Origin of the sequence: Pseudomonas sp. F8002 (assembly GCF_013385495.1) — a bacterium.
Classification (GTDB): domain Bacteria; phylum Pseudomonadota; class Gammaproteobacteria; order Pseudomonadales; family Pseudomonadaceae; genus Aquipseudomonas.
This window is the reverse complement of record NZ_JACAPW010000002.1, coordinates 168,609-189,639: the sequence shown is the minus strand read 5'-3', so window position 1 is coordinate 189,639 and position 21,031 is coordinate 168,609. Positions and strand designations below refer to the sequence as shown.

At 60.9% G+C, this 21,031-nt stretch carries 19 protein-coding genes and 1 tRNA gene; 9 read left to right on the top strand and 11 right to left on the bottom strand.

From position 1 onward, the window contains the following. Positions 1-102 precede the first annotated feature (102 nt). The 7 genes from HX811_RS03270 to HX811_RS03240 all read right to left on the bottom strand — a co-directional run bounded on the left by HX811_RS03270 (position 103) and on the right by HX811_RS03240 (position 6,890). Positions 103-1,056, bottom strand: a complete 954-nt coding sequence (locus HX811_RS03270; protein WP_177044740.1) for a D-2-hydroxyacid dehydrogenase family protein — start codon at positions 1,054-1,056, stop codon at positions 103-105. Positions 1,057-1,082: 26 nt separating this feature from the next. Continuing rightward, positions 1,083-2,096, bottom strand: coding sequence for an alpha/beta fold hydrolase (locus HX811_RS03265; protein ID WP_177044738.1), 1,014 nt, complete (start codon positions 2,094-2,096; stop codon positions 1,083-1,085). A gap of 55 nt (positions 2,097-2,151) precedes the next feature. Beyond that, complete coding sequence (locus HX811_RS03260; protein ID WP_177044736.1) at positions 2,152-2,583, bottom strand: YqaA family protein; 432 nt, start codon at positions 2,581-2,583, stop codon at positions 2,152-2,154. A gap of 3 nt (positions 2,584-2,586) precedes the next feature. Further along, positions 2,587-3,033 carry a DUF411 domain-containing protein gene (locus tag HX811_RS03255; protein WP_177044735.1) on the bottom strand — a complete coding sequence of 149 codons (447 nt, stop codon included), beginning with the start codon at positions 3,031-3,033 and terminating at the stop codon, positions 2,587-2,589. 154 nt (positions 3,034-3,187) lie between these two features. Continuing rightward, positions 3,188-3,643 (bottom strand): SRPBCC family protein, encoded by a 456-nt coding sequence (locus tag HX811_RS03250; RefSeq protein WP_003207553.1) that lies wholly within the window; start codon positions 3,641-3,643, stop codon positions 3,188-3,190. A 91-nt stretch (positions 3,644-3,734) separates the two neighbouring features. Further along, positions 3,735-5,729 carry a methyl-accepting chemotaxis protein gene (locus tag HX811_RS03245; protein WP_177044733.1) on the bottom strand — a complete coding sequence of 665 codons (1,995 nt, stop codon included), beginning with the start codon at positions 5,727-5,729 and terminating at the stop codon, positions 3,735-3,737. A gap of 165 nt (positions 5,730-5,894) precedes the next feature. Next, complete coding sequence (locus tag HX811_RS03240) at positions 5,895-6,890, bottom strand: aldo/keto reductase (protein WP_177044730.1); 996 nt, start codon at positions 6,888-6,890, stop codon at positions 5,895-5,897. A 118-nt stretch (positions 6,891-7,008) separates the two neighbouring features. Between HX811_RS03240 and HX811_RS03235 the strand changes: the two genes are divergently transcribed. Next, positions 7,009-7,926 carry a LysR family transcriptional regulator gene (locus HX811_RS03235; protein WP_102605555.1) on the top strand — a complete coding sequence of 306 codons (918 nt, stop codon included), beginning with the start codon at positions 7,009-7,011 and terminating at the stop codon, positions 7,924-7,926. Here HX811_RS03235 and HX811_RS03230 read toward each other — a convergent pair. Further along, positions 7,917-8,822 carry an AraC family transcriptional regulator gene (locus tag HX811_RS03230; RefSeq protein ID WP_177044729.1) on the bottom strand — a complete coding sequence of 302 codons (906 nt, stop codon included), beginning with the start codon at positions 8,820-8,822 and terminating at the stop codon, positions 7,917-7,919. The genes HX811_RS03235 and HX811_RS03230 overlap by 10 nt on opposite strands. A 102-nt stretch (positions 8,823-8,924) precedes the next feature. Here HX811_RS03230 and HX811_RS03225 point away from each other — a divergent pair, with 102 nt between their 5' ends. Genes HX811_RS03225 through HX811_RS03205 form a run of 5 tightly spaced genes read left to right on the top strand, consistent with a single transcriptional unit; the run spans position 8,925 to position 13,352 of the window. Then, positions 8,925-9,485: a carboxymuconolactone decarboxylase family protein gene (locus HX811_RS03225; RefSeq protein WP_003207562.1), complete on the top strand. Its 561-nt coding sequence runs from the start codon at positions 8,925-8,927 to the stop codon at positions 9,483-9,485. Positions 9,486-9,537: 52 nt separating this feature from the next. Further along, a complete protein-coding gene (locus HX811_RS03220) occupies positions 9,538-10,599 on the top strand; it encodes an acyl-CoA dehydrogenase family protein (protein ID WP_177044727.1) in 1,062 nt (353 codons plus the stop codon). Next, positions 10,596-11,399 carry an ABC transporter ATP-binding protein gene (locus tag HX811_RS03215; RefSeq protein ID WP_177044725.1) on the top strand — a complete coding sequence of 268 codons (804 nt, stop codon included), beginning with the start codon at positions 10,596-10,598 and terminating at the stop codon, positions 11,397-11,399. The genes HX811_RS03220 and HX811_RS03215 overlap by 4 nt, the downstream gene beginning before the upstream one ends. Continuing rightward, complete coding sequence (locus HX811_RS03210; RefSeq protein ID WP_010171568.1) at positions 11,386-12,585, top strand: ABC transporter substrate-binding protein; 1,200 nt, start codon at positions 11,386-11,388, stop codon at positions 12,583-12,585. The genes HX811_RS03215 and HX811_RS03210 overlap by 14 nt, the downstream gene beginning before the upstream one ends. Before the next feature lie 14 nt (positions 12,586-12,599). Further along, on the top strand, positions 12,600-13,352 hold the full coding sequence (locus HX811_RS03205) for an ABC transporter permease (RefSeq protein WP_172834573.1): 753 nt from the start codon (positions 12,600-12,602) through the stop codon (positions 13,350-13,352). A gap of 47 nt (positions 13,353-13,399) precedes the next feature. Here HX811_RS03205 and HX811_RS03200 read toward each other — a convergent pair whose 3' ends face one another. Then, positions 13,400-16,762 carry a membrane-targeted effector domain-containing toxin gene (locus tag HX811_RS03200; RefSeq protein WP_256344368.1) on the bottom strand — a complete coding sequence of 1,121 codons (3,363 nt, stop codon included), beginning with the start codon at positions 16,760-16,762 and terminating at the stop codon, positions 13,400-13,402. Positions 16,763-17,075: 313 nt separating this feature from the next. Then, positions 17,076-17,213 carry a hypothetical protein gene (locus HX811_RS03195; protein WP_003207572.1) on the bottom strand — a complete coding sequence of 46 codons (138 nt, stop codon included), beginning with the start codon at positions 17,211-17,213 and terminating at the stop codon, positions 17,076-17,078. A gap of 173 nt (positions 17,214-17,386) precedes the next feature. Here HX811_RS03195 and HX811_RS03190 point away from each other — a divergent pair, with 173 nt between their 5' ends. After that, entirely contained in the window at positions 17,387-17,581 is a 195-nt protein-coding gene (locus HX811_RS03190) for a hypothetical protein (RefSeq protein ID WP_003207574.1), read from the top strand. A gap of 1 nt (position 17,582) precedes the next feature. On the opposite strand, the gene HX811_RS03185 is transcribed toward HX811_RS03190, so the two are convergent. Next, positions 17,583-17,960 (bottom strand): hypothetical protein, encoded by a 378-nt coding sequence (locus HX811_RS03185; RefSeq protein ID WP_032899365.1) that lies wholly within the window; start codon positions 17,958-17,960, stop codon positions 17,583-17,585. A 242-nt stretch (positions 17,961-18,202) separates the two neighbouring features. On the opposite strand from HX811_RS03185, the gene HX811_RS03180 reads away from it, so the two are divergent. Further along, complete coding sequence (locus HX811_RS03180) at positions 18,203-20,500, top strand: acylase (protein ID WP_177044721.1); 2,298 nt, start codon at positions 18,203-18,205, stop codon at positions 20,498-20,500. 214 nt (positions 20,501-20,714) lie between these two features. Continuing rightward, positions 20,715-20,788: transfer RNA gene (locus HX811_RS03175), tRNA-Cys, on the top strand. The last annotated feature ends 243 nt before the right edge of the window (positions 20,789-21,031 follow it).

Below are 21,031 nucleotides of genomic sequence, written 5' to 3'. Positions count from 1 at the left end.
AGCTGTCGAGCGCGCTCCGGTTCAGGATCGGCAGTGCGCCCGACGCAGCCTCGCTGGGGCTCGACAGCTGCTACGGGGGGAGTGGGAGGTGAAATGTGTGCACTAGCTTAGTGCGCGAAGGGGCACTCCTTTGGCCCAGGCCTGGATGTCTTCGATCATCTGCTGGTAGAACTGGCGGTAGTTCTGCTCGCTGACGTACCCCACATGAGGGGTGGCCAATACGTTGGGCAACTGGCGGAATGGATGCCCGGCTGGCAGCGGCTCCTGGGCGTACACGTCCAGTGCCGCGCCCGCCAGCCGGCCATTGGCCAGGGCGTCAATCAAGGCGGCCTCATCGACAATCGGCCCGCGTGCCGTGTTCACCAGATGCGCCGAAGGTTTCATCCAGCCCAACGCTTCGGCGTCCACCAGCCCGCGGCTGCGGTCGCTGAGCACCAGGTGAATCGACAACACGTCCGCCTGTTCAAACAACTCGCGCTTGCTGACCCAGGTCACGCCGCTTTCGGCAGCGCGCTCTGGGGTAAGGTTTTCGCTCCAGGCAATCACGCGCATGCCGAAGGCCTGGCCAAATTTGGCGACCTTCTGGCCAATGCTGCCCAGTCCGAGAATCCCCAGGGTCTTGCCGTACAAATCGCCGCCCAGGCCCACTTGCCAACCCCCGGCGCGCAGGGAATTGGCTTCGGCCAGCAGGTTGCGGGTGGACGCCATGATCAGTGCCCAGGTCAGTTCCGGGGCCGCGTGCTTGTAACTGTCAGTGCCGCCTACCTGGATACCCAGGGCCTTGGCCGCAGGAATGTCGATGGCGGCGTTGCGCATGCCGCCGGTCACCAGCAACTTGAGCCTGGGCAAGCCTTGCAACAGAGCCTGGTCGAAGGTGGTGCGTTCGCGCATCACGCAGATCACCTCGAAGCCCTGCAAACGCTCGATCAACGTGGCGGTGTCCGCCGGGTAATCGTGGAGGAAGTGCACCTGGCCGACCGACGCCAGGACTGACCAGTCCACCACGCCACTGGCCACATTCTGCCAATCATCAATCACTGCGATCTGTACCGACATTCACGCATGCCTCGAAAAAGTTTGGATTAAAGGGCGTTCAGCCCTTGCAACAGTGCCTTGTGAAACTGTGCCGGCTCTTCCATTTGCGGTGCATGGCCCAGGCCCGGGAATTCCACCAGGGTGGCGTGGGGAATCAGCTTGGCCACTTGCTTGCCCAGCACCGCGTAGTTGCCGACCTTCGCCTTGACCGCCGGTGGCGCCAGGTCTTTGCCAATGGCGGTGTTGTCGGAGGTGCCGATCAGCAGCAGGGTGGGCATCTGCAGGTCCTTGAACTCGTAGTACACCGGCTGGGTGAAGATCATGTCGTAAATCAGCGCCGAGTTCCACGCCACCTGGGTGTGGCCGGGGCCTTTGTTCATGCCGGCGAGCATATCGACCCAGCGGTCGTATTCAGGCTTCCAGCGGCCGACGTAATAGGTGTCGAGCTCGTACTTGCGGATGCCTTCGGCGGTCAGTTTCAACTCGCGCTCGTACCACTGGTCCACGCTGCGATAGGGCACGCCGATGGCCTTCCAGTCTTCCAGGCCAATAGGGTTCACCAGTGCCAGCTGTTCGGTTTGCTGCGGATAGAGCAGGGCGTAGCGCGTCGCAAGCATGCCGCCGGTGGAATGGCCGAGCAGGGTAGCCTTCTGAATACCAAGTTTTTCCAGGAGTTGATGGGTGTTGATCGCCAGTTGCTGGAAGCTGTACTGGTAATTGTCCGGCTTGCTGGAGGTGCAGAAACCGATCTGGTCGGGAGCGATCACCCGGTAGCCGGCGTCGCTCAGGGCCTTGATCGATTCATCCCAGGTGGCGCCGCAGAAGTTCTTGCCGTGCATCAGCACGATGCTGCGCCCGTTGGCCTTGCCTTTGGCCGGCACGTCCATGTAGCCCATCTGCAGGGATTTGCCCTGGGACTGGAAGGTGAAGTGCTCTACCGGGTACGGGTATTTGAAGCCTTGCAGCTCGGGGCCGTAGGTCGGACCTTCTTCGGCGGCGAAGGCGGGCAGGGCGCTGCCGAGCAACAGGCTGGCGACGCACAGAGAGCGGATCTTGGACATGGTTAGAGCTCCGGGAACAGTGCCCGGATGCTGTGGCGAGGGGATTAACGGGAGATTAAATCCAGTGCAGGGTGAGCATGGCCAGTACCCCGTAGCGCGCCCCTTTTGCAAGGCTCACCAGCACCAGGAACCGCCAGAACGGTTCGCGCATGACCCCGGCCACCAGGGTCAGCGGGTCACCAATGATCGGCACCCAACTGAGCAGCAACGACCAATGGCCCCAGCGCTGATAGTGGGTACGGGCCTTTTCCAGGTGCCTGGGGCTGACCGGAAACCAGCGTCGATCCTTGAAGCGCTCGACCGAGCGGCCCAGCAGCCAGTTCACCACCGAGCCCAAAACGTTGCCGATCGTTGCAACCCCGAGCAGCAGCCACACGCTGTAATGCCCGCTGATCATCAGCCCTACCAGCACCGCCTCCGATTGCATCGGCAACAGCGTGGCGGCGCCGAAGGCGGCGAAAAACAGTCCCAGGTAACCGGCAAGCATCAATCAGCGTGCCGGATAGTCAGCCACTACTACGTCTTTGCCATCGCGAGTCAGGCCGATGACCTGATAGGCATCGCTGCTGCCGTCCATCTCCATGCCTGGCGAGCCCATGGGCATGCCCGGTGCTGCAATGCCCAGCAAGTCGTCGCGCTTGCGCAGGGCCAAGACCTGGTCAGCTGGCACATGGCCTTCGACGAACTTGCCGTCGATCACGCCGGTATGGCAAGACGCCAGGCGCGGCGCCACGCCCAGGCGTTGCTTGACCTCGCTCATGTTGCTTTCCACATGGTCGTTGACCTTGAGCCCGTTGCTTTCCAGGTGGGCAATCCACTTTTTGCAGCAACCGCAGTTGGCATCACGGTGCACGTCAATCGGAATCAGCTCGGCAGCCTGGGCCAGGGTGCTCATGAGCAGGGCCGACAGTGCGGCCAGTCGCAGGGTGGTTTTCATCGTCATCTCGTCGGATAAAGGGCAACAGCGGGGCATTCTCCCTGCTTTTTGGAAAAGGGTTTCCCGGGAGTGTTACGAGGTTTTACGAAAAACCGACAGCACCAGAATAACCGCCTGGTGCTGTCGGAAAACTGAGAGGGATATGACGGTTTTGTCAGGCTGGCGGGGATTCCAGGCGCTGCTTGAGCTGATCAAGGGCCTGGTTGGACAGTGCGATCATGCGCTCATGCAGGGTGGTCAGTTGCAGTTCGGTTTCATAGGTCAGGATGCGCTTGAACAGCGTGCCGTTGCCCTGTACTTGCAGCAGATAATGAATACAGCCATCGACCGCCAATGAGGTGAACGCGGTCTTGAACTCCCGTGGTCGCTGCGCAATCTGCACCCGATAGCTCATGGGAACCCGCACACCCAGCAGGTCGATGGTTTCAGTGAAACGATGACCGGCAGGCAATGAACCGGCGATACCGGTGTCGGCGCCCAGGGATGTCGGATGCCATTCATGCCAGCGATCCGGTTGGGTAACGTAGTCGTAAACATCGTCGATAGAGGCTTGTATATAGCGTTCCTGACTGATCCGCTCCAGACGGATCGGGTGCTCAACTGCGTGCATGACACACCTCCTGTGTGGCGAGACTAAGCACAGCGAATTGTCAGAATAGTCCGGCTCCCGCGCATTGCACGGGAGCTTGCAGGCTATTTTTTCAACGCACCTTGAAGCGACCCATCAATGCAATAACCCGGCCATTGGCATCCAGCAGGCTCTGGGTGTTGTGCTCGGTGGCGTGGCCGCTTTGCACCAGCTCTTCGACCATGTGGCGGATGTGCACCATGCTGCGGTTGATTTCCTCGGTCACTGCGCTTTGCTGTTCGGCGGCGGTGGCGATCTGGGTGCTGAGGTTGTTGATATGGCTGACGGAGCCGGCCATCTCGTCCAATCCCGTGTTCACCCGGGCCGTGGCGTCAGCCGCAGACTGGCAGCTGGCCTGGGTGGCTTCCATGGCCGTCACCGAGGAACTCACGCCCGTGGTCAGGCGCGCCAGCATCTCATTGATCTGCGAGGTGCTGGCCTGGGTGCGGGCGGCGAGGGCGCGGACTTCGTCGGCCACCACCGCAAAACCCCGGCCTTGTTCGCCGGCCCGGGCGGCTTCGATGGCCGCGTTGAGTGCCAGCAGGTTGGTCTGGCCCGCGATGGCGCCGATCACGCCGAGGGTTTCGGTGATGCGGGCGGCATCCTGGCGCATGTTTTCCACGGTGTGGGTGGCGCTGGAGACCTCGCCGATCAACGCGCTGACGCTGCGGGAAGCTTCCCCGACCACCACCCGCGAACGGTCGGCGTGCTCATTGGCGCGCTGGGTGAACGCAGCCGTTTCGGCGGCGTTCTCGGCCACGGTGTCGGCGGTGGAACTCATCTCGGTGATGGCCGTGACGGTCTGGTCGGTTTCCGAGGCATGGCGCACCAGGATCTGGTTGGTCTGGGCCGACGTCTGCTGCAATTGCGCCAGGCTCGACGACATGGCGCCGGTGGCCAGGGTCACTTCTCCAATCATGTTTTGCAGGTAGACGATAAAGCGGTTCACCGAATGGCCAATCGCCCCCAGTTCATCCTCGGCGCGGATGGTGATGCGCCGGGTCAGGTCGGCATCGCCGTTGGACAGTGCGTCGATATTGGTCTTCAGCGCGGTCATCCGGTGCACCAGCTGGCGGATGGCGTACACCGCCAACAGCACCAACAGCAGGATCATCGGGATTTGCAGCATCGCCAACGTGCCCAGTACGTCATCACGTTGGGCGGTGATCAGCGAGGTCGGCAGCGCAGTGGCGAGGAACCACGGGGTGCCTTCGATCGGGCGCATGAAGAACGTGCTGACCACGCCCTGGTTGTCGAACTCGCTGCGTTGCAGGGTTTGATCACGATGGGCCAGGCCGGCGCTGACCTGGGCGGCAAAGGCCGAGGTGCCGGCCAATTCGCTGATGTTCTTCAACACCACGGGGCCGCTGATGCGCGTGCTGTTGCTGATGATCTTGCCGTCGCCTTCGACGATCAGCATTTGCCCGCCGAGGTCTTTTTCCTTGCTGGCCACCAGGTCGTTGAAGAAGCCCAGGGTCACGTCGATGGTGGCGACGCCATAGGCTGCGCCGTCACGCTGGATCGCCATCGCGCAGTTGGTGCGTGGCTCCTGGCTGGCGTCATCCTTGTAGGCCGCCGCCCAGGCGCACTGGCCGCGGGGCGAAGCGAGGCCGCCCTTGTACCAGCTCTGGTCGTAGTAGTTGGGGGCCGCGTCGCTGTTCCAGAAGGTGTTCACCGCCAGCTTGCCCGAGGCATCGCGGTGCCAGAAGGTGCTGTGCTTGTTGCGCCCCGGCGTGCGCTGGTTGGGCAGGGGCCAGATGCCGCCGCCGAACACTTTCAATTCGCCGTACTGGTCCACCAGGCCTGGCAGCACCTTGTCGATGGCGTCGCTGTCCAGCAGCGGGATGGTTTGGGTGATGCTGCGTTGCTGGGCCTGAACCTTGTTCAGTTCGCCCTGGATCTGCTCGGCCACTTCGGCAATGCGATTGAGGGCCACCTGTTCTTCGGTGTGGCGCAGCTTGGGGGCCACCAACTGTCCGATGCCCACCACCGTCAAGACGAATAACAACAGGACGAACAGCACCAGGAACAGGGTGTAGCGGGCTTGGATAGAGCGCAATGAGGGCATGGGGTCGTCCTTACGAAGCGTTTATTGTGCGACGCGGCTTTGTTAGAGCTTCGAAGGGCTATCGGCTTGGGACGGGCGAGCTTGAGGCACTATCGTGCAAGAAAACCCAGGGCAGGGATTCAAGGAGCGGAGCTGGCGAGCCAGCCCCGATCCGGCGTGGCAGGATTATTTGTCCAGCATCTGCATGACCGCTTCCGGGTAGCGCAGCCCGGCTGTGGCGTTGGCCGGGAATATGGCCTCCAGCGCCGCCAACTCGGTCGGGCTGAGCTTGACCTCCAGTGCCGCGACGTTCTCTTCCAGGTACTTGCGTTGCTTGGTCCCCGGGATCGGGATCAGGTAATCCCCTTGCGCCAGCACCCAGGCCAACGCCAGTTGCCCGGCGGTCACGCCCTTGTCGGCAGCCAGGGCTTGTACCTGTTTCACCAGCAGCAGGTTCTTCGCAAAGTTTTCACCCTGGAAACGCGGGCTGAACCGGCGATAGTCATCCGCCGCAAAGTCATCCGGGCTTTTCAGCGCGCCGGTCAGGAAGCCGCGGCCCAGTGGGCTGTAGGGCACAAACGCGATTCCCAGGCGTTGGCAGGCCGCGAGGCAACCGTTGTCTTCCTGGTCGCGGCTCCATAGCGAATATTCGCTTTGCAGGGCGCTGATGGGATGCACTTTATGGGCGCGCTCCAGGGTGGCCGCCGACGCTTCACTCAAGCCCAGGTAACGCACCTTGCCTTGCTTGACCAGTTCGGCCATGGCGCCAACGGTTTCTTCAATCGCCACTTCGGGGTCGATGCGGTGCTGGTAATACAGGTCCAGGGTTTCCACGCCCAGGCGCTTCAAGGTGCCGTCGATGGCCTCGCGAATGTATTCCGGGCGGCCGTTGACGCCACGCAGTGCCGGGTTCGCCGGGTCGCGCACGATGCCGAACTTGCTGGCGAGGAACACCTGGTCGCGCTTGCCGGCGATGGCCTTGCCGATCAGCGCTTCGTTGGTGTGGGGGCCGTACATGTCGGCGGTGTCGAGCAGGTTGATCCCCAGTTCCAGGGCGCGGTGCAGGGTGTATATGGCTTCAGTGGTGTCGGTGCCGGTGGTGTAGAAATCGGTCATGCCCATGCAGCCGAGGCCGATGGCGGAAACCTGAGGGCCGTTTTTGCCGAGTTGACGTGTGTGCATGGGTCCAGCTCCTGTGTGGGAAGGGCTCCATTGTTGCCCTCGACAAAAGCGGGATAAACCGGCTAAAACCACTATCACTATTATGAAATTCTAAATAATCCCTGAAGGAAACCAGCCAGTGGACCGTTTCAACGCCATGCGCGTATTTGTGCGGATTGTCGAGTTGGGCGGCTTTGCCAAGGCGGCCGACAGCCTGCAACTGCCGCGTGCCTCGGTGACCATCCTGATCAAGCAACTGGAGGCGCACCTTGGGGTGCAACTGTTGCAGCGCACCACGCGCCAGGTCAGCCCGACCCTGGACGGCGCCGCTTACTACCAGCGTTGCGTGAGCCTGTTGGCGGACCTTGAGGAAACCGAGGCGGTGTTCTCCACCAGCCGGCGCAACCCGCGCGGCACGTTGCGCATTGATATGCCGTCGGGTATCGGGCGCTTCCTGGTAATTCCGGCAATGCCCGAGTTCACCACGCGTTACCCGCAGATCGATCTGGAAATCGGCCTCAATGACCGCCCGGTGGACCTGATCCGCGAAGGCGTGGATTGCGTGTTGCGCGGCGGCCTGGCGCTGGACGAGTCGCTGGTGGCCCGGCCGCTGGCGATGATGGATCAGGTGACCTGCGCCAGCCCCGGCTACTTGCAGCGGTTCGGCGTGCCATCGACGCTGGATGAGTTGGCCGGCCATCAAGTGGTGGAGTATTTCTCCAGCACCAGCGGCAAACGCTATGGCCTGGAGTTTCAGATCGGCAGCGACATCCGCTTGGTCGACCTGCCCAAGCAAGTGGCGGTCAACAGTGCCGATGGTTACCTGGCGGCCTGTGAGGCGGGTTACGGCCTGGTACAGACGCCGTACTACCACGCCGTTCGCCAGTTGGAAGCGGGCACGCTGGTGGAGGTGCTGGCGCATCAGCCGCCGCCCAGGTTACCGCTGACGGCGCTGTACCCGCCGCATCGCCAGCTGTCGCAACGGGTGCGGGTGTTTGTCGATTGGCTGGTGGAGTTGTGTGCCCGGCCGGGCAATGGGTTGCAGCGTCAACCTTGAGCCTTGCGGTAGGCGCCGGGCTGGAAGCCGGTGACCTTATGGAAGGCCCTGGTAAACGCCGCCACCGATTGATAACCCACGGCGAGGGACACGTCCGCTACGGTCTGGTCCTGCTTGAACAGTTGGCAGGCGTGGCGCACACGCATCATCAGCAGCACTTGCCCCGGCGACTGGCCGCACAGTTCATTGAAGCGCTTGAAGAACGCCGAGCGCGACAGGCCGGTGCAGGCCGCCATGCTTTCCAGGGTCCAGGGCTCGGCCGGGCGTGCGATCAACTGCTCCAGCAGGTTGGCAAATGCCGGTTGCCGGGCCAGCGCCGCGAGGCCCCCGAGGTCGGTGTTGTCCAGCACTTGCTGGCGCAGCACATACAGGAACAGCAGGTGGCAGAGGCGCTCCAGCAGGGCGGGCGAGGGCGCCGGCCTGCGCTCGCATTCCTGCAGGATCAGTTCGAACAGGTTGCGCGCGGCGGTCAGCGATGGGTCACCGGCCCGCAGGATGATCCAGGCGGGCAGGGTGTCGACAATCATCGCCGACAGCCCGGACTGGAAGTAAAAGAACCCGCACACCAGGCCCACGCCGTCACTGGCCTGGCTGTCCAGTGGCAGCATCGGTTTGCGCGGGCATTCCTGGGCGCCGGTGGGGGTGCCATCGCTGGACAAGCGGTAGGCCAGGTCTCGCAGCAGGAAGACTGCATCGCCGTTGTTCAATGGGTAAGGGGTCGAGTCGCCGTCGATGTGCATCCAGCACTGCCCTTGCACCACCAGATGAAAACTCGCGCTTGCCAGGCCGTGGGTGCTGGCGTGCCAGTCGCCGCAGTAACGCCCGACGTGAAACAGGCTGGTGTTGAGTTCAAGGCTATCTAATAACCAATCGACGAGTGAACTGGACGAATTCATCTAACGGAAAGACTCTAGAGCAAGTAATCGCTACTTTAGACTATTGAGCGGATTTTTTATAACCAACAGACTTGGTACACGAATCCATGAGGAGACCACTCCATGTCCCGCGTACCGATGCTAACCCTGGAAACCGCTCCTGAGGCGGCCAAGCCCTTTCTGGAAAATGCCCTGAAGGGTTCCGGGTTCATCCCCAATCTGTTGGCGGTGCTGGCCAACGCCCCGGCAGCCCTGGAAACCTACATCACCGTGTCGGGCCTGAACGCCAAGTCTGACCTGAGCCTGGCCGACCGCGAAGTGGTGCAACTGATTGCCGCCACCAATCACGGTTGCGATTTCTGCGTCGCCGGGCACACTGCCGTAGCGCGCAACAAGGCCAAGCTGCCGGAAGACGTGATCGACGCCCTGCGCCAGCGCGGCGAACTGCCCAACGAGCGTTATGAGACACTGGCCGCGTTCACCCGTGAAGTGATCGCCACCCGCGGTGATGTCAGCGACGCCGGCTACACCGCGTTCCGTGAGGCAGGCTACACCGACGGTCATGCGCTTGAGGTTATCCTCGGTGTGAGCCTGGCCACCCTGTGCAACTTCGCCAACGTGTTTGCCCGTACCCCGTTGAACCCGGAGCTGGCGCAATACCGTTGGGAAAAACCGGCTAGCTGAAGGCGCGCAAGCGTTCGCGATGGTAAACATGCTGCAACAAGGAGAAACATGAATGCTTGACCCAATCTTGAGCCGTTGGCTCGATGTTCAAGCGCAGGCCCTGGATGTGGGCAGTTGCGATCCGCAGGAAGTGCTGCCACGGCTGGCAGAGGCCAATGTATTACGTATCGGTGTGCCCAAGGACCTCGGTGGCCTGGGCGGCGATGTCACCGGCGCGGTGGAAGCTATCGCCGACGTAGCGAGCCATTCCCTGGCGTCGGCGTTTGTGTGCTGGGGCCAACGCTCGTTTATCGAATACCTGCTGCAAAGCCCGAACCAGCGCCTGCGCGAGCAACTGCTGCCGGACCTGCTGAGCGGCAAGCTGGCCGGGGCGACCGGGCTGTCCAACGCGATGAAGTTTTTGTCTGGCATCGAGTCGCTGCAAATCAGCGCCGAGCCGACCGATGACGGCTGGAATCTCAATGGCCGACTGCACTGGGTGACCAACCTGCGCAAGAACGGGTTTGTGGTGGCTGCCGCCATCGAGCATGCCCAGGGCGGCGCGCCGTTTATCCTGGCGATCCCGGACTCGGTGTCCGGGCTGCAACGTTCCCGCGACCTGGAACTGCTGGGCCTGCAATCGAGCAATACCGCGGCCCTCGGCTTTGAAGCCGTGGAGCTGAGCCGCGACTGGTTGCTGCATGAAGATGCGCGCAAGTTCCTGCCGGCCGTGCGCCCGGCATTTCTCGCCCTGCAATGTGGCATGTCCATCGGCCTGGCGCGGCGCTCGCTGGCGGAGGTGGCCAATCACCTGGGCTCCAGCCGCACCGTATTGCGTGAAGAGCTGGAAGTGTTGCGTACCTCCCTGGAACAGGCGGTCAACGACCTGAAGAAAGGCCTGCTGGCCGGCCGCTTCGGCACTGAGCCGGTACCGTTGTTCCGCCTGCGCATCGCCCTCGCGGAAATCGCTGCCAGCGCTGTGCAACTGGAGCTGCAAGCGAGCGGCGGCAAGGCCTACCTGACGGCCCACGGCAGCGGTTTTGCCCGGCGCTGGCGCGAGTCGGCGTTTGTGCCGATCGTGACCCCGAGCCTGGTGCAGTTGCGCACCGAGTTGAACCGTCAGGCCAATCTATGAGCCAGGCGGTATTGCACGCCCAGGGAATTTGCCTGGGCTATGGGGGCAATTCGGTGCTGGAAGGTTTCGACCTGCAATTGCAGCCCGGCGAAGTGGTGTCGATCCTCGGCCCCAGCGGCGTTGGCAAGTCCAGCCTGCTGCGGGCGCTCGCCGGTTTGCAAGCGCCCCAGGGCGGCAGCATCCGCTTGTTGGGCGAGCCGTTGAATGGCCCGCACCCGCGCGTGGCGGTGGCGTTCCAGGACCCCAGCCTGCTGCCGTGGCTGAGCCTGGAAAAGAACGTCGCCTTCGGCCTGGACTTTGCCCGCCAGCCGCACCTCAGCCCTGAAGAACGTCGCAGCCGCGTCGACCATGCGATCCACGCCGTAGGCCTGGAACACGCCCGCCAGCAATTCCCGGCGGCGCTGTCCGGCGGCATGGCCCAGCGCACGGCGCTGGCGCGTTGCCTGGCACGCCAGCCGCAGGTATTGCTGCTGGACGAGCCCTTCGGTTCCCTGGATGAAGTGACCCGTGCCGACATGCAGCACCTGCTGCTCAAGGTCAATCGCGAGCAAGGTTCGGCGGCGGTGCTGATCACCCACGATATCGACGAAGCGCTGCTGTTGTCCGACCGGATTCTGCTACTGGGTAACCGCCCGGCGCGGACCCTCGGCGAATGGCGCATCGACTTGCCGCAACCGCGGGAAGAACAGGTGGAAGCCATCGGCACCCTGCGCATCGAGATTCTCAAAACCCTACGGCGGGCGAGCCGCACTGACCCCCAACCCCCTGAACTGCTGGAGCCTTGCCATGTGTCTGGATGACCTCACTCACTCGCGCCGTGACTTTCTCAAACTCTCGGCCGTGCTCAGTGCCGCCGGAGCCTTGCCACTGCTGAGCAGCTTGCAGGCCCGGGCGGCCAGTGAGCCGGACGCACCGGTACGCATCGGCTATTTGCCGATCACCGACGCCACGCCGTTGCTGGTGGCCCACAACAATGGCCTGTTCGAGGCCGAAGGCATCAAGGCCGAGCGCCCGGTGCTGCTGCGCAGTTGGGCCCAGGTGATCGAGGCGTTCATTTCCGGGCAGGTCAACGTGATTCACCTGCTGTCGCCGATGACCGTATGGGCGCGGTATGGCAGCAAGGTCCCGGCCAAGGTCGTGGCCTGGAACCATGTGGGTGGCTCGGGCTTGACCGTGTCGCCGGGCATTACCGACGTGAAGCAACTGGGCGGCAAGTCGGTGGCGATTCCGTTCTGGTACTCGATTCACAACGTGGTGGTGCAGCAGTTGTTCCGCGACAACGGCCTGACCCCGGTGGCCCGTGCCGCCGGCAGTGCGATTGCCGCAAACGAGGTCAACCTGATCGTGTTGCCGCCCTCGGACATGCCGCCGGCCCTGGCCAGCAAGCGCATCGACGGCTACATCGTCGCCGAGCCGTTCAACGCCCTGGCGGAAAACCTCAATGTGGGTCGCGTACAGCGCTTTACCGGCGACGTGTGGCGCAACCATGCGTGCTGCGTGGTGTTCATGCACGAGCATGACCTGACCAATCGCCCGGAATGGTCGCAGAAGGTGGTGAATGCGATCGTCAAGGCCCAGGTCTGGACCCGCGACAACCGTGAAGAGGCGGTGAAGCTGCTGTCCAAGGACGGCGAGAACCGCTACACCCCGCATGCCGAACCAGTGCTGCGCAAAGTCCTGGCGCCGGCTGCCAGCGACCGTGCGGCTTACCTGGCTGACGGCGCGATCCAGCACGCCAACTGGGACGAGCACCGCATCGACTTCCAGCCGTATCCATTCCCCAGCTACACCGAGGAACTGGTACGCCGCCTGAAAGACACGCTGATCGAGGGCGACAAGAAATTCCTCGCCGACCTGGACCCGGCGTTTGTCGCCAAGGACCTGGTGGACGACCGCTTCGTGCGTAATGCGATCGCGGCGGTGGGCGGCATGAAGACCTTCGGCTTGCCTGAGGGCTTTGAGCGAAACGAGGAGATTGGCGTTTGAACAACGGCAAAACCTTGGGGTTGCCGGGCTGGTTGCTTGGCTTGAGCGGGTTGGCGGGGTTGTTGTTGCTCTGGTGGCTGGGGGTGAAGGTCTTTGGCAGCGCGGACGGTTTGTCAGCGCGGTTTTCGCTGTCGGCGACCCTCGCCAGCCTGTGGGAGTTGCTGGGCCGCAGCGAGCTGTACCTGAACATAGCCGTGAGCCTCAAGCGGATCTTCGTCGGGCTGTTCCTGGCATTGCTGATTGGTGTACCGCTGGGCTTGCTGGTGGGCAGTTCGCGCAAGCTGGAGGCGGCAACCACGCCGGCGTTCCAGTTTCTGCGGATGATCTCGCCGCTGTCGTGGATGCCCATCGTGGTGATGTTGATGGGCGTGGGCGACCAGCCGATCTACTTCCTGCTGGCGTTCGCAGCGGTGTGGCCGATTCTGCTGAATACGGCGGCGGGTGTGCGTCAGCTCGATCCGCGCTGGTTGCAACTGAGCAAGAGCCTGAGCGCCACGCGCTGGGAAACCTTGCGCCGGGTGATTATTCCCGGAGTGATGGGGCACGTGCTGACCGGCGTGCGCCTGGCCATCGGGATCCTGTGGATCGTGCTGGTGCCGTGCGAGATGCTCGGGGTCAGTGCCGGGCTGGGTTACTACATCCTCGACACCCGTGACCGGCTAGCCTATTCCGAGCTGATGGCGATGGTGCTGTTGATCGGTCTGTTGGGGTTCGCCCTGGATGCGTTTGCGCGCTGGTTGCATCAGCGCTGGGTGCATGGAGGGTGAACACCTCATGCAAAGGCTCGGAGGCTTTCCGGGCCTTTGCGATGTGCTCAGGGTTTCACGTAGATGCGCAGGTCGCCTGGAATATCGTTGGGCTGTAATGGCCGGTTCGGGTCTGGCGCAGGGTTTTTTGCTTTAAGCCCGATGCTGCTGTGGGTCATGTTCCTGTTGTCAAAAACCCCGATGCCGATGCTTTCCGTCAGTTCCGCCAAGCCCGGAACACCTTCGGAGGTGTTCATGTGCGCGCTTCCCACTAACGCGACCCACTTTTCGGTGCCGGAGTTTGCCTGGATGGTTTCCGCAGCGTGGTAGTTGAACTCCTTGAGCCGCTTTTCAGAGTTGACGCCAGTGCGGGTGCGATCACGGGATTTGTCGTGTCTATGTCGCGTCAGGTAATAGTGATCGAGGGGTAAAAGCTCTATTCCATTGTCTTCAAATTTTTTCTTGAGTTGCTCCAGTGTTGGATTCGTGCGGCGAGTGTTGCTGTTTCCGAGCATTCCGATTCCATCATCAACGGGGCCACCGATGTAGTCGATATACCCTTCGAAATAGACTTTTTTGACACCCTGGCTTTTTAGCGTATCGACGTTGTCGAACAGCATTTTAAAGCTGGCCATCTGCGAGTGAGACTCTCCAAACACCACGCCGTTTGATGCTTTCAATGCCTCTGTGATCAGATCGGCTGCGGGGATCGGTACGGGAACATCGGGGATTACCGGGCGTTGCGGAAGGCCTCCCTCTCTGATCGCATCAAAGTAATCCTCCATTTCCACCCGAAACTTATCCAGCGTTGCCTGGCGGGTGTCGGTCTTGAAATGGTCTACTTCGAGCTTCCCTTTCAAACTTTCAACGTATTGGCCCTCAGGTAACGGCTTCCTGATCCGAGGTGGGCGGTTGATGGTGTTTATCGGGTTAAACCGGTGAGTGCTCTTGCTCGATGAGGCGTAGGCGTTGGGGGAGGGCTCCAGCGTATCAGCGCCACTGAACGCCTGCAGAGGGCTGCCATACGGCTGGCGTTTTTGTGCGTCGAAAGCGTACCACTTGCCCTTGATCTGCACGGCGCTGCCTTCGACTGTCTGCTCGCCCAGCTGGAACGAGCCGGTAGCGGCCGCCTCATATCGATTGCCGGCGGCGGCGAGCTCCCGACTGTTTGCAGTGCCCTTGAGTGTTTTCAAACCCTGGGTGGCTGCGCTTGCGCCGTTGATGGCAAGTTTCCCGGCGCCGACTGCCAAGTCGCCAAGGCCGCTCAGCGGATTGAGTTCCGAGAGTGCGGCCACCCCGAAAATCTTGCTCAGCTTGAGGGCTTTGCTGGCCGCGCTGCTGACAGTGCTCAGGGTTTTTCCGACCTTCGCGGCGACGCCCGCACCTGCCGTGAGAAAGCCGAACGCATCAAATGCCAGGTCAGAGAACCCATCTTTATAGTTGCCATTACTGAAGTTGACGATGGCCGACCTGAGCGGAACAAGGTCGAGAAAAAAGTTGCCGATGGTGCTGGCGACGGTCCTTCTATGCTCATCCGGCGTACTTCCGGCCGCTTGTTGCCTGACGGTTTCCAGATCGAGCCCCTCGACGATTGAATCCGCAAGGTACTCCGCCCGGAAATTCCTGAACAGGTTGGGATTGGATCCCTCGAGCGGGTTCTCCTTCTTCACATAGTCGCGCTTGGAACCGAAAGTGGAGAACTCTTCTATTCGGGTGACTTCGTTAGCGATCTTCTGGTCTTGACGCGTGATGATGGAGTTGCTGATTTTTCTGATGCCGCCTTTTTCGGTATCGAACTCATAGGTGGACGACTTGTTCTGGTGTTGTGTGGTTACCAGTATTTTTTTACTTGTGTGGAAAAGTGTTTCGCCTGCGAATGGAATCCAACTGACTCTGTAGGATTTTTCTTTATAGAAATTCAGCTTTCCTAACCGCAAATTTTCTTTGTCTTCCGGTGGGAGATTGGCGAGGGCACTCAGGATGGAATATTTCTTGACGGTTTTATAGTCGCTTATGGTCTGGCTTATGGCTGTGTTAAAGGCGTCTGGAATGTTGACGCCCGGGTCCTGGGTAAAGGCGGCGAAGGCATCAAGGTCGACGCCATGCGTTCCAGGTTTGAGCTCCCAGTCTGATGCCGTTATTTTCTCGCCTTGCATGGTCAGGTCCAGCATGGAATAAGGGCCGCGAATGCCGAGCGCCTTATTGGCGGTTTTGTTGGGCTTGAGCAACACCTTCTCTTCAAAGGGTACGCCTTCGCCAAATTTTTCCTTGAGCAAGTCCAGCGCCATCTGCTTGCGGCTGGGCATCGGGGTGTCAAGCAGGCCGGAGGCGTGTTTCAGCTTGTCCAATTGATAGTTGAACGCGTCCATGGCGGTATCAATGTCTGATTTTTCGTAAAGCGTGTCGTCTTTCGCTTCAAGCACCCCATTGACCACGGCCCAGTCCAACAATGCCGCAGTCTGGGCAGCTTCGGGCGCGGGCCCACTTGAGTCGGCGGCGATCATCACTTCGGCAAAACTCATGTTCGCTACGCTTCCAGGGGACCTGGCTTCGATGGCGGCCGCCGCGATGCACAGGTTGGCCCAGGCCAGGCTGCCGTAGACCACGCTGTCGGGAATATCCTTGATCAGCAACTGCGGCGCCGCCCGCATCAACAGCAGATGCGTACCCAGCGAAGCGTTGGCAGGTGAGGTTTTGCCGGTATCAGTCAAATGCTTGCGCAGGCCGGCGACAATCGCCGAGGTGGGTTTGCCCCAATATTGTTTATGTGCCAGGTCGAATCCGGCCACTTTGTTGCGATGCGGTTGGGTGATGGATTCCTGATCCAGATCGAGGTTGATGGCCGCCAGTACGTGATCATTCACACTGCTATCAGTCGGAATGCTCTCCAGTTTGGTCTGCAAGGCCTCTCCCAACGCTTGGCCGCGGGGGGAATTGATGAGGGCTTCCAGCGTTTTGGCCGGATCGCTCGAGGCGTCGCTGGAGAGCGGCAGGTTACTGTTCAGAAACTCCAGGAGCCCCCGCTGCTGGCTGGCTGGCTGAAAGTCCGGAGCGCCATCGACATGTTCTCTGGCGGCGGTCAGCAGCTCGTTCTGCTGAGGTGTGTCCAAGGGCAGGGGCCAGGACAACGCGCCACCCAGATTTCCCCATGGATGGGGATGTGAACGTGTCAGCGATGTGCCCGCCAGGGTCAGCAGCTCGTCATGGGTGGTTGGCTCGGGCAGGCCATTAGCCTTGAGAAAGTTCGCAAGACTGACGGCGTTAGCACTGTTCGGTGTGTACGAAGAGTTGGGAGTGAGGTCCATCAACCTGCTAGCCAGGGCAGACTGCACCACCAGAAAAGGCGCGTTCGGTCCTACCAACGTGGCGACATGGGTGAGCTGCTGCGCCAGTGTCTGCCAGTTTTTTCGGTCAGCCAGCGCGGTCTCCAAGGCTTTCGGGCCATTGGGGGACGGTGTGTCAGCCGCGGGGTCCGGAATGTCCGTTGCGCTTTGCAATATTTCATCGGGGTATGACGGTATATCGGGGAGTGGTATCGGAGGAGGGGGCGGTGGTGGGTATGCAGTGGAGGAAGGAACCGAGTTGCTGACTATCATCGTGAACACCTTTAGGCACGCTCATTCAGGAATGCGCCTTTCAGGAAAACCTCCCCGCTTCCTGGACGCTCTTGCTGAGTGTCGGAAGCAGGGGGAATGGCTCCGCCTGTAAAGTGTTCAAGATGTCAGAAAATGTACGGATGACCGATCAGCGATGGTAATACCCCGGTCCGCCTTCGCTGTAGCGATGGTCATGCCAACCGCCGCCGCCGTGGGGGAAAATAATGCAGCCGCTCATGCTCAGCATGATCAGCAAGGGAATCAGCAGTGTGATTCGACGAAGCATTTCAAAATCCTCTAGGGTGCTCTCAGGTTCAATCAGGCGTTGGGCAAGCCAAAGTTTTTCATCGCCTGTAACATGAGACCCCGCCGACCCCAATCCATCCCCGCTAACAGGTATGTGCTTGGTGTGGTAGTCGATACAAAGTGGACACAATTTTTCAGCTTCAGGAACCCGTCATGACCCAAAAGCAACGTTTGAAATATTCGATTCTGATCTCCCTGCTGGTGCTGGGGACGATGTTTGGCCTGTCCTACTTGCAGAACAACGGGGTCATCAGCGAAAAGACGTTCCAGTACATCGCGATTGCGGTAGCGGTAACCGTGGTGGTGATCAACGGTGTGATGCGTCGCAAGGTCAAGCCTAACCTTTGAGTCAGGCCCGGCCTTCCAGGACTTTGGCAGCCTGCTCGTGCAGGCTGTAGCTCTTGTCGGCGTTCAGGGTGATCACGCCTTCGGTGCACAGGCGCTTGAGCACCTCACGCACGCTGAGAAACGACAACGGGATGCCCAGCTCCAGCAAATGGCTGTGCACGCCGCGCACGCCGAGGGTGCGCTGGTTGTCGGCGGCGGTCAGCAGGGCGTCGATGACCTTCAGCCGGATCAGGCTGGTGCGCAGGCCAAAGCATTTGAGCAAATGACGAATACGCTGGTTGCCATGTTCCGGCGCCTTGCCGAACGCCTGGTTGCCGGTGGCAAAACCTCCGTCATGCATGGGTGAGTGTCCTTCCGTGGGCAGTTGCGAGTTGTACATGCAGAAACTCCTTATCAGAGCCTGATCAGGAAAATGATGGCGCTCTTAGTTAATAAGACGTACGAGCTGCACAAATCATGAAGCGGGGGATGTAGAAATTTTGTCGGTAACATCCTGGAGACATACCGACCTGTCCGAATAAACGCCTGCGGCTGTTAAATTATTTCCGGTATTTACGTCTTAACTGAGGTGTTGGCGAAGCTGTCCCTCGTCGCGGTGTTTAATTTGGCTGTGGAGTCTGCGTGATTATTTCCAACGGGTTGTTCAGGGTGTGTGTGGCAGGGGCGTTGCTGGGGCTGAGTCTTTCGGCCACGGCGCGGGTGCAGGAGCAACAGGCCACCGCCGAGATCCGTCGCACCAGCTTTGGTGTCCCGCATATCCGGGCCAACGATGAGCGTGGGCTGGGTTTCGGCATCGGTTATGCCTATGCCCAGGACAACCTGTGCCTGCTGGCCAATGAGGTGGTAACGGTCAATGGCGAGCGTGCCAGGTACTTTGGTCCCGAGCAGGCGACCCTGGAAGGGCGTAACAACCTTGCCAATGACGTTTTCTTTACCTGGCTGAACACCCCCGAGGCCGTTGCGGCGTTCTGGAAGGCCCAGCCTGCGGCGATGCAGCAGCGCATCGAAGGGTATGTTGCCGGCTACAACCGCTACCTCAAGGAGCGCACTGCCCAGGGTTTGCCGGCGCAGTGCCAGGCGGCCTGGGTACGGCCGATCACGGCCGAAGATCTGGTCAAACTGACCCGCCGGCTGCTGGTGGAAGGTGGCGTCGGCCAATTTGCCGAGGCCCTGGTGGGCGCCACGCCGCCCAACACCGTCGCCCAGGTGGACAGCAAGGCGTTTGAGGTCGCGGCGGCCAACCAGCAACGTTTCGCCCTGGACCGTGGCAGCAACGCGGTGGCGGTGGGGCGTGACCGTTCGTTCAACGGCCGCGGCATGCTGCTGGCCAACCCGCATTTTCCGTGGGTGGGCGGCATGCGTTTCTACGAGATGCACCTGACCATTCCCGGCCAGCTGGATGTGATGGGCGCTGCCTTGCCGGGCCTGCCGGTGATCAATATCGGCTTCAACCAGCACGTTGCGTGGACGCACACCGTTGATACGTCCAAGCACTTCACCCTGTATCGCCTGACTCTGGACCCCAACGACCCGACTCGCTATTTGCTGGACGGCAAGTCCGTGCCCATGGATAAAACCACGATCAAGGTAGCGGTAAAAACTGCCGACGGCGGTACCCGGGAACAGTCCCGCACGGTCTACAGCTCGCAGTTCGGCCCCATCGTGCAATGGCCGGGCAAACTCGACTGGGACGCCAAATATGCCTTCAGCCTGCGGGATGCCAACCTGGGCAACGACCGTGTGCTGCACCAGTGGTACGCGATGAACCGCGCGGCGAACCTCAAGGAACTGCAAACCTCGGTACACACCCTGCAAGGTATCCCGTGGGTCAACACGGTGGCAGCGGATGACCAGGGTCAAAGCCTGTACATGAACCTGTCGGTGGTGCCGAACGTCAGCGCGAAAAAACTCGCACAGTGCAGTGACCCACGGGTCGGGCTGCAATTCATCATGCTCGACGGCTCTCGCAGCGCCTGCGCCTGGGACGTGGACCCGCGTGCCGCCCAGGCCGGGATCTTCCCCGCCGAGCAACTGCCGCAACTGGAGCGCACCGACTACGTTCAGCACTCCAATGACTCGGCCTGGCTGGTCAACCCCAAGGCACCCTTGACCGGGTTCTCGCCCGTTATCAGCCAGGACAAGATCGGCTTGGGCCCGCGTGCGCGCTTTGCCTTGCAACGCTTGCAGGAGCTCGACAAGCAACCGATCAAGGTCGCCGACCTGCAGAACATGGTCATGGACAACCAGGTGTATCTCGCCAGCCAGGTGATGCCGGACTTGCTGAAGTTCTGCGCGGGTGCCGATGCCAGCGTGAAATCGGTGTGCGACAGCCTGAAAAACTGGGACCAGCGCGCCAACCTCGACAGCGGCCTGGGCCTGGTGCACTTCATCAACCTGGCGGAGCAACTGGCGCAAGCGCCGGACGCGTGGAAGGTGGGTTTCGATCCGGCACAACCCCTGACCACACCACGTGGGCTGGCGGTCGATCGGGCAAACGTGGCCAAGGCACTGCATGAAGCGATGCTCGCGTCAGCCGCCGACGTGGCCAAGCGCGGGCTGACGGCGGACAGCCGCTGGGGTGATATTCAGGTCTCGGGCCAGACACCGATCCACGGCGGCCCGCAAGAGCTGGGCGTTTATAACGCCATGCAAAGCGTGCCTCGGGCCGATGGCAAGCGCGAGGTAGTCAGCGGCAGCAGCTACTTGCAGATCGTGACGTTCGACGAGAAGGGGCCCAATGCCGAAGGTGTGCTGGCATTCTCCTTGTCCAGCGACCCCGCGTCGAAATACTTCAAGGACCAGACCCAGGCGTTTTCCGAGAAAAAGCTCAGCCCGCTGCCGTTTACCGAACAGCAGATCAAGGCGGACCCGCAGTATCAATTGCAGGTTATTCGTGACAAGGAAGAAGCCGGGCGGTAGGGTAGCCCACCAGGAATACCTGCCCCTTTAGAGAATATTTTTTGAAATCAAGGGGTTGCAAGCCCTGGCAAATGAGTACATAATTGCGCCCATCGAACGCACTGAAGCATTAAAAACTTCAATGTTTTCAATGAGATAGAGTAGAGGCAAGCTTCACATAGCCCACTCAAGTTTGTATGCGGTGAATGTCGGTTGTAAGGCATTGATCGTTTGAGGCCGAGTAGCAAAATGGTTATGCAGCGGATTGCAAATCCGCCTACGCCGGTTCGATTCCGACCTCGGCCTCCACTCTTGAAAGCCCCGTAGATCAATGATCTGCGGGGTTTTTTATTGCCTAAAATTTAGAAAGCCTTCCGCAACTTTTTGAATCACTTCCGCAACTCACCCCCACGAGAGCGAAATTTTGTTGCTCGGTTGTGAGTGTCGAAGGTGCTGCGAATGCGTTACGGACGAAATATCCTTCGCGGTAGGTGGCTATATTCTGGGCGATCTCATATAGGTGAGCATCTCCGACGCCCAAAGGTGAGCGGA